This is a genomic window from Streptomyces sp. NPDC059534 (assembly GCF_042743475.1).
Lineage (GTDB): Bacteria > Actinomycetota > Actinomycetes > Streptomycetales > Streptomycetaceae > Streptomyces.
Genome location: NZ_JBHWAQ010000044.1, coordinates 1 through 14232, shown reverse-complemented (window position 1 = coordinate 14232; position 14232 = coordinate 1). Strand labels below are relative to the sequence as shown.

Genomic DNA, 14232 nt, shown 5'->3' with positions numbered 1-14232 from the left:
TCTTTTGGTTCAACCAAAGGTATGACGCGCTCCGGATGCCTCAATTCCGTTGCGGGAAAGGCGGATTGACGCATCCACGCCATGGCGGGTCCACGCAGCGAGTATCCCTGGATTGATTCTCGAGGCCGGGACAGTATGGAGATGTCTTCAGGGAACGCCCGGCGGCACGGGCCCCCGGAAGGCGGAATTCACATTCCAAGTCCTGGAGGAATCATGTCCGCTGCGCAGAACACCCGCATCACCAAGGCCGTCCGCCAGCTCCTCGTCGCGATGGTGGCGTGTACGGCCGTCGCCGGTGGCGCCGCCTACGCCGTCTCGCCCGACAGTGCCCCGGTCGCCCCGCAGACCGTCGCCGGCGTCGCGGACGACAACGGCTGGCCGGTCGCCCCGCCGAAGCCGACCCCCACCAACTGAACCCGCCCCCCGGGACATCCGCCCGGGGAACGACGTACCGCCAGGCCCCGTGCATCGCTGCCACGATCGCGGGGCCCCGGTGTTTCCCGGCGCGCCGTCAGTCGAGCCAGCCGAGCCGCACCGCCCGCGCCCCCGCCTCGAAACGGCTCGTCGCCCCCAGCTCCTGCATCAGCTCCGAGATCATCCGGCTGACCGTCCGCAGCGACACCCCGAGCGTCCGCGCGATCCGCTCGTCCTTCATCCCCGAGGCCAGCATGTACAGCGCCGCCCGCTGCTGCTCCGACAGACCGTCGCCGCCCGCCTCCGTCGCCGCCTCGACACCGTACGGACTCGCCGTGTGCCAGCAGTGCTCGTACAGGCTCAGATACGGCCGCACCAGCGCACTGCCCCGCGCCAGGATCGCGCCCTCGCCCGGCTCCTCGGGCCGGATCGGCACCAGGGCGAACTGCTGGTCCGCGATGATCAGGTTCATCGGCACGACCGGGGCCAGGCGGATCTCCACCCCCAGCTCGGCCCGCTGCCCGAGGAACTTCTCCATGTGCGGGTCCGTCGCCTCCTGGCGGCCGTAGATGGCGCGCACCCGCACCCCGTTGGCGATCTGGCGCCGGTCCCGGTCGAGCATCCCCTCCGGGTTCTGCCGCCCCGGCGTCCCCGGGTGCATCGCCGCGGAGCTCTCCTGCATCACGTCCGTGATGTCCTCGATGGCCTGCTGGATCCGGCGGTAGTCGGTCAGCGCCTCGATGTGCGCCTCCGCCCGGGCCAGCGCCTCGGCCCGCAGATAGGAGCTCGCCAGCACCTCCAGGGTGCCGTACGCCTCGTCCGCCTCGGCCAGGTGCTCCCGCAGCCGCTCCCGCTCCCGCTCCAGGAGCCGCAGCAGCGCGATCTCGGGGTCGATCGCCGCCACCGTGTCCGTCTCGGAGCGCCAGCTGCCGTCCTGCACGGCCGTGACCGTGGCGTGTGCCTGACCCGTCGGCACGATCAGTCCCAGGGCGAGGAGTTCGCCACGACATCGCTCGTACTCCTCCGGCGCGAGCCCCAGCGTCCGGCGGACCTCCTCGAAGTCCGAGACGCCCCGGCGGCGCAGCTCCTGGTACACGGCCAGCAGGACGTCGGTCGCCCCGTCCCCGATGCCGTCGCCCGCAGTGACCATGGCGAAGTGACCCCCCTCATCCTCCGAGTCGCCCCGCCTTCACCTGTCATACGGCTCGGCGGGCATCCGTCGTGCAGTCCGTGCGCCTCGCGCGGTGCGCCGGGCCGCCGTGGTCGGTGCGGTCCGCGCGCGCCGCGCGCCTGTTCCCTGTCATGTGAACTCCTCGCACTAGGCCACGGGTTCCGGCCCCTCGCCGTCCAGCAGGCCGAGCCGGGCGGCCTTCACGCCGGCCTCGAAACGGCTGGCCGCGCCCAGCTCCTGCATGACCTCCGACAGCAGCCGGCTGACCGTCCGCAGCGACACCCCGAGACTGCGCGCGATCTGCTCGTCCTTGATGCCGGACGCCAGCATGTGCAGCGCGGCCCGCTGCTGGTCGGAGAGACCGTCGCCGCCGCTCTCGCCCGGCTCCTCGCCGTACCGGGAGGCCGACTGCCAGCAGTACTCGTACAGCGCGAGGTAGGAGCGGACCAGGCCCGGGCCGCGGGCGAGGATGACGGGCGACTCCGGGTCGTGCGGGTCGGTCGGCAGCAGGGCGAAGTTCTCGTCGGCGAGGACCATGTTCATCGGCACGACGGGCGAGAGCCGCAGTTCCACACCGAGCGCGGCCCGGTCCGCCAGGTGCTGGGTCATCTCGGGGACGGTGCCGACGCGGCGGCTGTACATGGCGCGGACCCGCACCCCGCGGGCCGCCCGGGAGCGGTCCCGCTCCAGCTCGGCGTCCATGTCGTCGCGCCGCACGGAGCCGGTGTGCATGACGTGGACGGCGGTGCGGACCGACTCCGTCAGGTCCGCCAGCTCGCGCGCCACCCGCTGCGGGTCGGTGACGATCTCCACCTCGACCTCGGAGCGCGGGGCGGCCCCGGCCCGCAGGAACGGTCCGGCGAGGGCCTCGATCGCGGTGTGCGCCCGGCTGGTGGCGGCGAGCCGGTCCTGGAGCCGGTCACGCTCGCGGCGCAGCAGCCGCAGCAGGGCGACGTCGGGGTCGACGACGCGGGTGGGGGCGGTGAGGGCGGTCGGGTCCGCGGGGGTGGTCAGTCCTAAGGAGGCGAGTTCGTCGCGACATCGGCGCCGCTCGTCGACGGAGAGGCCGAACCGGTCCGCGACCTCGTCGAAGCCGGCGTCGGGGCACGTCCGGAGCTCCTGGTACAAGGAGAGAGCCTGTTCGCTCCCCACGCGGGTCACGGCGGCGTTTCTGGACACGGCGCAGCAGACTCCCCTCGGATCCCACCGGATCCCTGATGAATCGCCCCGCTAGACCCTGCCACAATTTCGAACGACACGCACGGAGTTGACCGTGGCTCAGGCGGCGGGGGCGCTCGCCCGGCAGTCGGGGCACAGGCCCTTGAAGACGATCTCCGCGTCGTCGACCCGCCAGTGCGGCAGGGCGCGGCGGGGCGGCTCCGGCGCGGCCGCGGCGACGTTCTCCACCCGGCCGCAACCGGTGCACAGGGCGTGCTGGTGGGCCGGTCCCGAGATCTCGAACACGGCCGGCAGGCCGGGCCGGTCGAACTTGCTGACCAGGCCGGTCTCCTGGAAGTGCCGCAGCATCTCGTACACGGCCTGGCTGGTCAGCGTGCCGAGGCGCTCGCGGGCCGTCGTGGTGATCGCCTCGACGTCGAGATGGCCGCCGGCGGCGAGCACGGTGAGCACCTCCAGGCGCGGGCCCGTGACCCGCAGCCCGACGTCGCGCAGGCGCTGGATCACCGCCTCGCGGCCCGTCAGCTCTTCCACGACTGCCATCTTCTCCGCCCGCCACCTGGTCGGCTCAAACTTTTGTGGGCATCGTACCTCTTGCTCGTCAACCTCGTCAGGAGTCCGCCGGCCGTTCCGCCGTCCGCCGGGCCGCTCGTCACCTCGGTCGTCGGGTCGGTGGTCAGGTCAGTCGTCCGTCCTGCACACGAGCAGGACGCTCTCGGTCCGGTCGTCGATCCGGTGCCGCCGCCGGCCCTCGATGTGCAGCCCCGCCGCGTGGAGCTCGGCCGCGAGCCGCTCGGGGTCCACGATCCACTTGTCGGTGGTCAGCACGACCCGCTCCGTCGACAGCTTGCCGGTCCGGGCCGCGTAGTACGTGATCCGCTCGCTCATCGACGGCAGGTCGAAGACCTGCCGCGCCACCACCCACTCGTCGATGCCGTCGAAGCGGGGCACCTGGAAGGCCCAGGTCCGCTGCGGCTCCGCGATCAGCCCCGGCAGCCGGTGCGCGGTGTAGTCGAGGGCGAGCGCCCCGCCCGTCTCCAGGTGGGCGGCGACCTCGCGCAGCAGCTCCGGCCGCTTCGCCGGGGGGACGGCCGTGACCATCGCGCCCGCCAGGAGCGCGAGCCGGTAGCTGCCTTCGAGGCGCAGCTCGGCGAGGTCCGTCCGGTGGGTGACGACGAGCCCGGCCACCTGCGGACCGATCCGCCGGGCCCAGCCTTCGAGGCGCTCCAGGGCCGAGGCGTCCCGGTCCACGGCTTCCACGGCGAAGCCGTGGCGGGCGAACGGGACGGCGAGCCGCCCGGCGCCGGAGCCGAGGTCGAGGACGGGTCCGCCGGTGGAGCGGGCGAGGCTGAGGTAGCGGACGATGTCCGCGCTGTGCGGGCCGAGCAGGGCGTCGTGCAGCCATACGGAGCTCTCGTCGGCGGCGGAGACCGATTCGAGCCCGGGCAGGGTGTCCGCGGTGACCCGGACGCCGGCGCCGGGGGCGGGCTCCGCGCCGCGGTCGTATCGGGACGGCAGGACCGGCGCGAGCGCTGCGGGCACGGCGGGCAGGGAAGTGCCGCTCGGTGTGTGCATCCGCTCCTCCAGGGGCTCGCTCGGTCCATGCCGTCCGGACGAGGCACCCGTGCCGCCGGGACCGCGCCGCTGGACCCATCGTGACCTGGGGAGGGAGCCCCGATCCACCGGATCGGGCTGCGTGAACACGCGATGGCGTGGATCTGCCACGCTCGCGGCGAGGGTGACGGCGGCGGCGAGGTTGACGGAGGTTTGGGGTGGGCCGCCGTGGCCGGGGCTAGAGCGGCCTGGCCAGGCGGCCGGGGCCGAGGGCCGTGAAGCCCTGGTCGGCGTAGAAGGGCAGCGCCGGATCCGCCTCCACCGGGAGCTTCACGCGCTGCTCGTGGGCGTCGTAGGCCCGCATCCGCTCGCTCGCGGCGGTCAGCAGGGCCGTACCGACTCCGGTGCGGCGCGAGCCGGGCGTCACCGCGAGCGCGTACACCTCGCCCTCGCCCGGGACCGGGACACCGCCCGCGGCCATGCCGACGACCGCACCCTCGTCGTCCGTGGCGACCAGCCAGCCGAGCCATCCGGGAGCGCCCCCCGGAATTTCAATTTCCGCGCGTATGCGGGGGAGTGCGCATTGGGCCGAGATCAGCCGCCGCATCGGGATTTCGTCCAGTATTCCGGCGTAGCTGCTCCGGATGATGTCGGCAAGCAGTCTGGATATCGTCGTCGCGTCGCCGGCCGCTGCCGTACGAACGCCAGCGAGCTGCATTGGTTTTGCACCCTTCGACGTGCCGTGTCCGAGCCCCAACGTACCCACGATAGCGGCGAATTCCGTGTTCCGTGACCGATGCGAAATCTACGAATTCGCTTAGTAAATACCGGCGTTCACCATTACCGGGGGAACGCGCAGCAGGCGACGACCAGGGGCGCCATCGCGAGGCCCGCGGCCGCGATCGTCGACAGCCCCAGGAGCACGGGGTGTCCGGCGCTGTACGGAGTCAGGATGCGCCGCATCCGCAGCGCGGCCGACGGCCCGCCCGCCGCGAACGCGGAACGCGGCGCCCGCCCCGAGGCCAGCGCGTACAGCGCCGTCGCCAGCGCGTCCCGGGTACAGCGCCGCAACGCCCGGTCGTCCGCGGCCATTTCGAGCAGCAGGGGCACGGCGCTCCCGCCGTGCCGGGCCAGCGGCAGGCGCGGGAAGACGGCCGCGAACGCCTCGGCCGCCGCGACGAGGAGGTGGTGCCGCCCGGTGATGTGCGCCCGCTCGTGGGCGAGGGCCGCCGCCAGCTGGGCGGGGGTGAGGGTGTCGACCGCGCCCGAGGAGACGACGACCCGGCGCGACCGGCCCGGCAGGCAGTAGACCGCGGGCCGCTCGTCGTCGAGCACGGTGGCGCGCAGGGCGGGGTCGTACCGCCCGACGAGGCGCAGCACCCCCGCGTGCCGCGTCCGCACCCGGCGGGCCCGCACCAGCCGGCGGACGAAGGACGTGGTGGGCACCGACAGGACCGCGAGCGAGAGCGACAGGGCGAGCAACTGGCGGCCGTCGAGGGCGAGCAGCCGGGCGGGGGCGGGGAAGTGGAAGGTGAGCACCATGTCCGTGAGGCGGTGGCTGCTCTCGTTCGTCAGGACGAGCTGGGCGGGCATCAGGGCGGTCGCGCCCGCGAAGACGGCGCCGCAGGCGGCCCAGACGGCGAGCGCGAGGCGTGGCACCTGCTGGGCCCAGCGGGCCCGGGCGACCAGCCAGGGGACGAGGCAGCCGGTCAGCAGGACGAGTCCGGCCGGAACGAGGACGTGGTGGTTCACGCGCCGCTCCCGGCCGGTCCGTCGGGGGCCGCGCCCCGGGCGGCGCGGAGGGCCGCGTCCAGGGCTGCCATGTCCTCGTCCGAGATGACCTCGACGAACCGGAGCAGGGCCGCCGGGCGGTCCTGGCTGTCGCCGAGGGCGTCCCGCATGAGACCGGCCGTGTACTCCTCGCGGCTGCGGACGGGCTCGTACAGCCAGGCCCGGCCGGCCTTCTCGCGGCGGAGCCAGCCCTTGCGGTGCAGGATGTCCGCCACGGTCATCACGGTCGTGTAGGCGACCCGGCGCCCCCGGTTGATGTCGTCGACGACCTCGCGGACCGTGGCGGGCCGTTGCCAGGCCCACAGCCGGTCCATGATCTCGGCCTCCAGCTCTCCCAGCCGGCGCACATGGATCCCCTTCCCCCCTGGGCGGCTCATCGTACGGTCCGCCTCCCCGCCCCAGGTATACCCCCCAGGGGTACGATGGCAGGATGTCGACCCCCCAGCGGAACCGCCCCTGCGCGAAGGTCTGCGGCCCCGGCCTGCCCGGCTCGGCGGAGCTGGTGCTCCTCCGGCAGGTGCTCGGGCTCTGTCTCCGCCTGAGCGTCAGGCTCTCCGCCGACTGTCCTTCGCCCAAGGGCGGTTGATCCCCCGCCAGGGGGTGTCGAGCCCGGCCTGACCGGCGGGACACCCCCTGGCGGGGGGCTACGTCCGGATGAGCCGGGCGATCGCCTTCGACGCCTCGCTCACCTTCGCCTTCGCCTGGTCCCCGCCCTGGGCGATGGCCTCCGTGACGCAGCAGCTCAGGTGCTCGTCCAGGAGGGCCACCGCGCAGGACTGGAGGGCCGCGTTGATGGCGGAGACCTGGGTGAGGACGTCGATGCAGTAGACGTCCTCGTCGACCATCCGCTGCACCCCCCTGACCTGGCCCTCGATACGCCTCAGGCGTCTGATGATGTCTTCCTTGTGCTGTCCGTAACCGGCCACGACGGGCTCCTCGGTGTTCGGCGGGAAGGGGCTGCGTCAGCGGTCGGCGGCCTGGAAGCCGCGCAGCCGGAGGCTGTTGCCGACCACGAAGACCGAGGAGAAGGCCATCGCCGCGCCCGCGATCATCGGGTTGAGCAGACCGGCCGCGGCGAGCGGCAGCGCGGCCACGTTGTACGCGAAGGCCCAGAAGAGGTTCGAGCGGATCGTGCCGAGGGTCCTGCGCGAGAGCCGGATGGCGTCGGCCGCCGCCCGCAGGTCGCCCCGGACCAGGGTCAGGTCGCCGGCCTCGATCGCGGCGTCCGTGCCGGTGCCCATCGCCAGACCCAGGTCGGCCTGGGCGAGCGCCGCGGCGTCGTTGACGCCGTCGCCGACCATGGCGACCGAACGGCCCTCCGTCTGGAGCTTCTTGACGACGTCGACCTTGTCCTGCGGCATGACCTCGGCGATGACCTCGTCGATGCCGACCTCGGCGGCGACGGCCTCGGCGACCGCCTTGTTGTCACCGGTGAGCAGGATCGGGGTGAGCCCCAGGGCCCGCAGCCGCCGGATCGCCTCCGGGCTGGTCTCCTTGACCGCGTCGGCGACCTCCAGGACCGCGCGGGCCTCGCCGTCCCACGCCACGGCGATGGCGGTCCGGCCGTCCTTCTCGGCCGCGTCCTTCGCGGCCTTGAGCTCCACAGGCAGGGTCATCGCCCACTCGTCGAGCAGCTTCTCGCGGCCGACGAGGACGGCGTGGCCGTCGACGATCCCCTGGACGCCGAGGCCGGGGATGTTGGCGAAGTCCTCGGGAGTGGGGAGCGTGCCCACCCGGGCGGCGGCGCCGGTGGCGACGGCCTGGGCGATCGGGTGCTCGGAGGAGTGCTCCAGGGCGCCGGCGAGGCGCAGCACGTCGGTCTCGTCGGTGCCGTCGGCGGTGTGGACCTTCAGGAGCGTCATCCGGCCGGTGGTGACGGTGCCGGTCTTGTCGAGGACGATGGTGTCGACCTTGCGGGTCGTCTCCAGGACCTCGGGGCCCTTGATGAGGATGCCGAGCTGGGCGCCGCGGCCGGTGCCGACCATGAGGGCGGTCGGGGTGGCCAGGCCGAGGGCGCAGGGGCAGGCGATGATCAGGACGGCGACGGCCGCGGTGAACGCGGCGGTGAGTCCCTGGCCGGTGCCGAGCCAGAAGCCGAGGGTGCCGAGCGCGAGCGCGATGACCACGGGGACGAAGACGGCGGAGATGCGGTCGGCGAGCCGCTGGGCGGCGGCCTTGCCGTTCTGCGCGTCCTCGACGAGCTTCGCCATCCGGGCGAGCTGGGTGTCGGAGCCGACGCGGGTGGCCTCGACGACCAGCCGGCCGCCGGCGTTCAGGGTGGCGCCGGTGACCGCGTCGCCCACGCCGACCTCGACCGGGACCGACTCGCCGGTGAGCATGGAGGCGTCCACGGCGGAGGAGCCCTCGACGACCGTGCCGTCGGTGGCGATCTTCTCGCCGGGGCGGACCAGGAAGCGGTCCCCGACCTGGAGTTCGGCGGTCGGTACGGTGACCTCGCGGCCGTTCCTGAGGACGGTCACCTCCTTCGCGCCCAGCTGCATCAGCGCCTTCAGGGCGGCGCCCGCCTTGCGCTTCGAGCGGGCCTCGAAGTACCGGCCCGCCAGGATGAAGGCGGTGACGCCGGCCGCGGCCTCCAGATAGATGTTCCCGGCGCCGTCGGTGCGGGCGATCGTGAACTCGAAGGGGTGCGTCATGCCGGGGGTGCCGGCCGTGCCGAAGAACAGCGCCCACAGGGACCACAGGAAGGCGGCGATCGTGCCGACCGAGATCAGGGTGTCCATGGTGGCCGCGCCGTGCCGGGCGTTGGTCCAGGCGGCCTTGTGGAACGGCCAGGCGGCGTAGACGACGACCGGTGCGGCGAGCGTGAGGCTCAGCCACTGCCAGTACTCGATCTGGAGGGCCGGGACCATCGCCATCGCGATGACGGGCACGGCCAGCGAGACGGCGGTGATCAGCCGCTGCCGGAGGGGCCGCAGCTCCTCGTCGGCCTTCTCCTCGTCGGAGGGCCCGTCCTCGGCGCCGCCGCCCGCGGGGCGCTCGGGCCGCGGCTCGGCGGCGGTGTAGCCGGTGGCCTCGACGGTGGCGATCAGGTCGGCGACGTCGATGTCGGCGTCGAAGGTGACCTTCGCCTTCTCGGTGGCGTAGTTGACGGTGGCCTCGACCCCGTCCATGCGGTTGAGCTTCTTCTCGATGCGGGCCGCGCACGAGGCGCAGGTCATGCCGCCGATGGCGAGCTCGACCTGGGCGGTGCCCGGAGTGGTCGTGGTCATTTCCTGCTCCCTCTTTCTGGGGGCTCGGTTCGCCTCCGGGGCGCTGGAGCCTGGCTCACAGCGCGCCCCTTCGGCTCACTCGCCGGTCGTGGCGGCCGCTCTTCGGAGGCGGGGACGGGGGCCGGGGCCCGTGCGTGGTGGGCGGGCCCCGGCGGCCGGGGTGGTGCGGGCGGTGGCCGCCTGCCGGGCGGACCGTCGGGTACCGGGACGGGGGACGCCGGTGGGGTGTCGGTCGGCCCGGCGGCGGATCAGGCCCGGCCGGTCAGCTCGTAGCCCGCGTCGTCGACGGCCGCGGTGATCGCGGCGTCGTCGGGCTCGCCGCCGGTGGTCACGGTCACCAGGCCGCCGGCGATGTCGACGTCCACGGAGATGACGCCGTCCAGCGCGCCGACGGAGTTGGTGATCGCGGTCCTGCAGTGGCCGCACGTCATGCCGGATACGGCGTAGACGGTGGCGGTGCTGTCGGCGACCGCGGTGGCGGTGGCCTCGCCGCCGGTCGAGCAGCTGTTGTCGGGGGTGCAGCAGGAGCCCATGGCTTCCTCCTCGGTCGGTTCCACTTCACCGATACCCTCGGGGGGTATCTGGTCCTGGATCCATGTATACCCCCCAGTGGTATTCGACGCAAGCGGATCCCCGGCTTGACTTGATACCCCCCAGGGGTATGGTGAAGTGCATCGAAGGGGTCACCACGTCTCACGCCACGTCTCACCACCTCCACACACGCACGGGAGAGCAGCCATGAACACCGGAGTGAAGATCACCGCCTTTGCCGCCGCGCTCGCCGCGACCTTCGGCACCGCGTACGGGGTCGGCAAGGGCGTCGGCCCCGTCGAGGAACCGCAGAAGGCCGGACATGGCGAGCACGCGGCCGCGCCCACCCCCTCGGAGAGCCCGGCGGCCGACGGCCACGCCGGTCACGAGGAGGGCGCGACCGCGGACGCCTCCGCCGCCGCGAACCTCCCCGGCGGCCTCCAGATCTCCCAGGACGGCTACACGCTCGCCCTGGAGACGCCGACACCCGCCGCCGGCCGGAGCGTCCTGAAGTTCTCGATCAAGGACGCGGCCGGGAGGAAGGTCACCGCCTTCACCACCGAACACGGCAAGGAACTGCACTTCATCGTCGCCTCGCGCGACCTCACCACCTTCCGCCACCTGCACCCGGTGAAGGCCGCCGACGGCACCTGGTCGGTGGCCGCGGACCTCCCGGCCGCCGGCGGCTACAAGGCGTTCGCCGACTTCAAGCCCGCCGCCCCCGGCGCCAAGGGCGTCACCCTCGGCGCCGACCTCTCCGTACCGGGGGCGTACGCGCCGAAGCCGCTGCCGGCCGCCGCGCCGACCGCGACCGTCGACGGCTACCAGGTCCGGCTCGGCGGCACGCTCGACCCGGGCAAGGCCGGTGAGCTCCGGCTCACCGTAACCGGGGGCGGGAAGCCGGTCACCGACCTGGAGCCGTACCTCGGGGCGTACGGACACCTCGTCGCCCTCCGCGACGGCGACCTCGCCTACCTCCACGTGCACCCGAACGAGGGGGGACCCGGCCCGGACGTGTCGTTCACGGCGACCGCGCCCAGCGCGGGCACGTACCGTCTCTTCCTGGACTTCCAGCACCAGGGCAAGGTGCGGACCGCGGCCTTCACCGTCACGGCGGGAGCGGCGGGGGCGGCGGGAACGAACGGTACGGCGGCCGGCGGGGCGACCGTTCCCGCAGCTGGTGAGGCCACGCACGGTGCGGCGGGCCACGCGCACGGCTAGTCTGGTCATTGGACTAGACCTGTAGCTGGCATTCATGGAGGAATGGGCTCGATGAGCAACCGTGCAGTCCTTGAGGTGATCGCCCTCGACGAGGAGGACGCGGTCGCCGCCCAGACGGGTGGCGCCGACCGCCTCGAACTCGTCACCGACATGGCGGCGGACGGGCTCACCCCGTCCCGGGCCGGCTTCGCCGCGATCCGCGCCGCCGTCGACATCCCGCTGCGCGTGATGCTCCGGCTCACCGACGGATTCTCGGCCGGCGGCCCCGAGGGCGTCGACGCCCTCGTCGCACGGGCCGAGGACCTCCGCGAGGCCGGCGCCGACGAGTTCGTCCTCGGCTTCCTCACCCCGGACGGCGAACCGGACCTGGTGGCCGTCGAGCGGCTGATCGCCGTCCTCGACGGCTGCCGCTGGACCTTCCACCGGGCCATCGACCGCGCCGCCGACCGCGACGGCCTGCGCAAGCGGCTCGCCGACCTCCCCGGCCTCGACACCTACCTCACCGCCGGCTCCGCCACCGGTGTCGACGACGGCCTCGCCACCCTCAAGGCCGAAGCCGCCCGCGCCGGCGAACCCGGCTACGAGGCCCGCGTCCTCGTCGGCGGCGGCCTCCGCCTCGACCACCTCCCCGAGCTCCGCGCCGCCGGCCTCGACGCCTTCCACATCGGCGGCGCCGCGCGCCCCCACGGCTGGACCGCCCCGGTCTCCGCCGACGCGGTACGCACCTGGCGGGCGGCGATCGACGGGTAGCGGCCACCCGACGGACCGGGGCCGGACCGGCCCCGGCCACCGACCGCCGCGTCCCCGCGGGTGAAAACGCCTGGCCGGGCGGGCGGGGCGGCCGCTAGCCTCCCCGCCATGGCAGCCACCACGACGCAAACCGACGAGCCCGACATCGACACCGCGCTCGTCGAACGGCTCGTCGCCGGACGCTTTCCCGAGTGGACCGGGCTTCCCGTGCGCGCGGTGGACTCCGCGGGCACGGACAACGCGATGTTCCGGCTCGGCGACGAACTCGTCGTACGGCTGCCCCGGGTCCCGTACGCCGCGCGGCACGTGGAGAAGGAGCAGCGGTGGCTGCCGCTGCTCGCCCCGCACCTGCCGCTGGCCGTACCCGTACCCGTGGGGCGCGCCGAGCCGGGGGACGGGTTCCCGCTGCCCTGGTCCGTGTACCGCTGGCTCGACGGAGCCGACGCCTTCGACGCGCCCGTCGCCGATCTCGCCCACGCCGCCGTCGAGTTGGGTCGCTTCGGCAAGGCGCTCCGCGGCCTCGACGCGAGCGGCGGCCCCACGTCCTTCCGGGGCGGCCCGGTCACCGACTGGGAGGAAGGCCAACTGCCGGGCGCGATCCGCGACCTCGGGGCCGACGGTCTCGTCGACACCGAACTGGCCACCACCGCCTGGGAGTCGGTGCTGCGGCTCCCGCAGTGGGAGGGCGCCCCGGTCTGGGTCCACTCCGACCTGCTGCCCGGCAACCTCCTGACCCGCGACGGCCGCCTCAGCGCCGTCATCGACTTCGGCGGCCTCGGCACCGGCGACCCGGCCTGCGACATGATGCCCGCCTGGACCCTGCTCACCGCTGGCACCCGGGACCTCTTCCGCGAGGCGTCCGGCGCCGACGACGCCACCTGGGCGCGCGGCCGCGGCTGGGCCCTTGCCTGGGGCCTGGTGACCGAGCACTACTACCGCGTCACCAACCCGGTCCTCGCGGAGGTCGCCCGCCGGACGCGCACCGAGGCCCTGGCGGAGTTCGCGGCCGCCCCCTGACCGCACGGCGAAGGCCCGTCCCTGCCATCGGGTGATGGCGGTGACGGGCCTTCGCGGGGTCGGGGCTCGTGGGGACCTGCTCTGGCCGTGCTCTCCGGTCGTCCCGGGGCGCGGGCCCTCGTACGCAAGACGCCTACTTGGGGTCGCGGTCGAACTGGGCCTTGGACCAGCGGTACCCGAGGAGGGTGAGCGCCACGCACCAGGCGACGGCGATCCAGCCGTTGTTGCCGATCTCGGTGCCGAGGAGCAGGCCGCGCAGGGTCTCGATGGCGGGGGTGAAGGGCTGGTACTGGGCGATCGGCTGGAACCAGCCCGGCATCGTCTCCAGCGGGACGAAGGCACTGGAGATCAGCGGCAGCAGGATCAGCGGCATCGCGCTGTTGCTGGCGGCCTCCGCGTTCGGGCTGCCCATGCCCATGCCGACCGCGATCCAGGTGAACGCCAGGGCGACCAGCGCGAGCAGACCGAAGGCGGCCAGCCACTCCAGGACGGTGGCGTCCGTGGACCGGAAGCCGATCGCCGCGCCGACGGCGCCGACGAGGACCACGCTCGCGACCGCCTGCAGGACGCTGCCGGCCACGTGACCGAAGAGGACCGAACCGCGGTGGATGGCCATGGTGCGGAAGCGGGCGATGATGCCCTCGTTCATGTCGGTGGCGACGGACACCGCGGTGCCGACGACGGTCGAGCCGATGGTCATCATCAGGATGCCGGGGACGATGTAGGCGATGTACGCCTCGCGGCCGCCGCCTCCGCCGAGCCCCGCGCTCATCGCGTCTCCGAAGATGTAGACGAAGAGCAGCAGCAGCATGATCGGTGTGAGCAGCAGGTTCAGGGTGAGCGACGGGTAGCGGCGCGCGTGCAGCAGGTTGCGGCGCAGCATCGTGGACGAGTCGCGCAGGGCGAGGGAGAGGGAGCTCATCGGACGTTCTCCTTGGACTGGTTCTGCTGGGCGGGGATGTCGGTGGTGCCGGTGAGGGCGAAGAACACGTCGTCGAGGTCGGGGGTGTGGACGGTGAGCTCGTCGGCCTCGACGCCGGCGGAGTCCAACCGGTCCAGGACCGCGCGCAGTTCGCGCTGGCTTCCGTCGCTGGGGATCTGGAGGGTGAGGGAGTCGTCGTCCCGCACGGCCTCGGTCAGGGCGGTGGCGGCGTCGCGGTAGGCGGCCGGGTCGGTGAAGCGGAGGCGGACGTGGCCGCCGGGGACGAGTCGCTTGAGTTCCTCGGCGGTGCCTTCGGCGGCGATCCTGCCGTCGTTGAGGACGGCGATGCGGTCGGCGAGCTGGTCGGCCTCCTCCAGGTACTGGGTGGTGAGGAAGACGGTGACGCCGTCGGAGACCAGTGCCCGGATGATCTGCCACATGTTGTGGCGGGAGCG

At 73.3% G+C, this 14232-nt stretch carries 17 protein-coding genes; 5 read left to right on the top strand and 12 right to left on the bottom strand.

Translation table 11 applies throughout. The features are described 5' to 3' along the window. Positions 1-213: 213 nt before the first annotated feature. Complete coding sequence (locus tag ACFVZH_RS34330; RefSeq protein WP_384903618.1) at positions 214-414, top strand: hypothetical protein; 201 nt, start codon at positions 214-216, stop codon at positions 412-414. A gap of 97 nt (positions 415-511) precedes the next feature. On the opposite strand, the gene ACFVZH_RS34325 is transcribed toward ACFVZH_RS34330, so the two are convergent. The 7 genes from ACFVZH_RS34325 to ACFVZH_RS34295 all read right to left on the bottom strand — a co-directional run bounded on the left by ACFVZH_RS34325 (position 512) and on the right by ACFVZH_RS34295 (position 6453). Further along, on the bottom strand, positions 512-1564 hold the full coding sequence (locus ACFVZH_RS34325; RefSeq protein ID WP_384903616.1) for a LuxR C-terminal-related transcriptional regulator: 1053 nt from the start codon (positions 1562-1564) through the stop codon (positions 512-514). Positions 1565-1732: 168 nt separating this feature from the next. Beyond that, positions 1733-2713 (bottom strand): LuxR C-terminal-related transcriptional regulator, encoded by a 981-nt coding sequence (locus tag ACFVZH_RS34320; protein ID WP_384903614.1) that lies wholly within the window; start codon positions 2711-2713, stop codon positions 1733-1735. 150 nt (positions 2714-2863) lie between these two features. Next, the gene (locus tag ACFVZH_RS34315) at positions 2864-3304 is read right to left on the bottom strand and encodes a Fur family transcriptional regulator (protein ID WP_384903613.1); all 441 of its coding nucleotides are present in this window, start codon (positions 3302-3304) and stop codon (positions 2864-2866) included. Positions 3305-3442: 138 nt separating this feature from the next. Further along, complete coding sequence (locus ACFVZH_RS34310; RefSeq protein WP_384903611.1) at positions 3443-4336, bottom strand: SAM-dependent methyltransferase; 894 nt, start codon at positions 4334-4336, stop codon at positions 3443-3445. 217 nt (positions 4337-4553) lie between these two features. Then, positions 4554-5033 carry a GNAT family N-acetyltransferase gene (locus ACFVZH_RS34305; protein WP_384903610.1) on the bottom strand — a complete coding sequence of 160 codons (480 nt, stop codon included), beginning with the start codon at positions 5031-5033 and terminating at the stop codon, positions 4554-4556. Between the two features lie 122 nt (positions 5034-5155). Continuing rightward, entirely contained in the window at positions 5156-6067 is a 912-nt protein-coding gene (locus ACFVZH_RS34300; protein WP_384903609.1) for a M56 family metallopeptidase, read from the bottom strand. Beyond that, positions 6064-6453 (bottom strand): BlaI/MecI/CopY family transcriptional regulator, encoded by a 390-nt coding sequence (locus tag ACFVZH_RS34295; RefSeq protein ID WP_384903608.1) that lies wholly within the window; start codon positions 6451-6453, stop codon positions 6064-6066. Before ACFVZH_RS34295 ends, ACFVZH_RS34300 begins: the two co-directional genes overlap by 4 nt. Before the next feature lie 83 nt (positions 6454-6536). Between ACFVZH_RS34295 and ACFVZH_RS34290 the strand changes: the two genes are divergently transcribed. Then, positions 6537-6692 (top strand): hypothetical protein, encoded by a 156-nt coding sequence (locus tag ACFVZH_RS34290; protein WP_384903606.1) that lies wholly within the window; start codon positions 6537-6539, stop codon positions 6690-6692. 58 nt (positions 6693-6750) lie between these two features. Here the strand turns inward: ACFVZH_RS34290 and ACFVZH_RS34285 are convergent, their stop codons facing one another. The 3 genes from ACFVZH_RS34285 to ACFVZH_RS34275 all read right to left on the bottom strand — a co-directional run bounded on the left by ACFVZH_RS34285 (position 6751) and on the right by ACFVZH_RS34275 (position 9869). Next, positions 6751-7032 (bottom strand): metal-sensitive transcriptional regulator, encoded by a 282-nt coding sequence (locus ACFVZH_RS34285; RefSeq protein ID WP_384903605.1) that lies wholly within the window; start codon positions 7030-7032, stop codon positions 6751-6753. Between the two features lie 36 nt (positions 7033-7068). Next, positions 7069-9336: a heavy metal translocating P-type ATPase gene (locus tag ACFVZH_RS34280; protein ID WP_384903603.1), complete on the bottom strand. Its 2268-nt coding sequence runs from the start codon at positions 9334-9336 to the stop codon at positions 7069-7071. A 248-nt stretch (positions 9337-9584) separates the two neighbouring features. Further along, the gene (locus tag ACFVZH_RS34275; protein ID WP_384903689.1) at positions 9585-9869 is read right to left on the bottom strand and encodes a heavy-metal-associated domain-containing protein; all 285 of its coding nucleotides are present in this window, start codon (positions 9867-9869) and stop codon (positions 9585-9587) included. 205 nt (positions 9870-10074) lie between these two features. Here ACFVZH_RS34275 and ACFVZH_RS34270 point away from each other — a divergent pair, with 205 nt between their 5' ends. The 3 genes from ACFVZH_RS34270 (at position 10075) to ACFVZH_RS34260 (ending at position 12855) form a co-directional block, all read left to right on the top strand. Further along, on the top strand, positions 10075-11088 hold the full coding sequence (locus ACFVZH_RS34270) for a hypothetical protein (protein WP_384903601.1): 1014 nt from the start codon (positions 10075-10077) through the stop codon (positions 11086-11088). A 51-nt stretch (positions 11089-11139) separates the two neighbouring features. Then, complete coding sequence (locus ACFVZH_RS34265; protein ID WP_384903599.1) at positions 11140-11838, top strand: copper homeostasis protein CutC; 699 nt, start codon at positions 11140-11142, stop codon at positions 11836-11838. A 108-nt stretch (positions 11839-11946) separates the two neighbouring features. Beyond that, the gene (locus ACFVZH_RS34260; RefSeq protein ID WP_384903597.1) at positions 11947-12855 is read left to right on the top strand and encodes an aminoglycoside phosphotransferase family protein; all 909 of its coding nucleotides are present in this window, start codon (positions 11947-11949) and stop codon (positions 12853-12855) included. A gap of 133 nt (positions 12856-12988) precedes the next feature. On the opposite strand, the gene ACFVZH_RS34255 is transcribed toward ACFVZH_RS34260, so the two are convergent. Together ACFVZH_RS34255 and ACFVZH_RS34250 are read right to left on the bottom strand one after the other, a co-directional pair. Further along, entirely contained in the window at positions 12989-13777 is a 789-nt protein-coding gene (locus ACFVZH_RS34255; RefSeq protein WP_384903595.1) for an ABC transporter permease, read from the bottom strand. After that, positions 13774-14232: DUF4162 domain-containing protein (locus ACFVZH_RS34250; RefSeq protein WP_384903593.1), on the bottom strand; the 459-nt coding region annotated here is incomplete at its 5' end. The genes ACFVZH_RS34255 and ACFVZH_RS34250, both read right to left, overlap by 4 nt.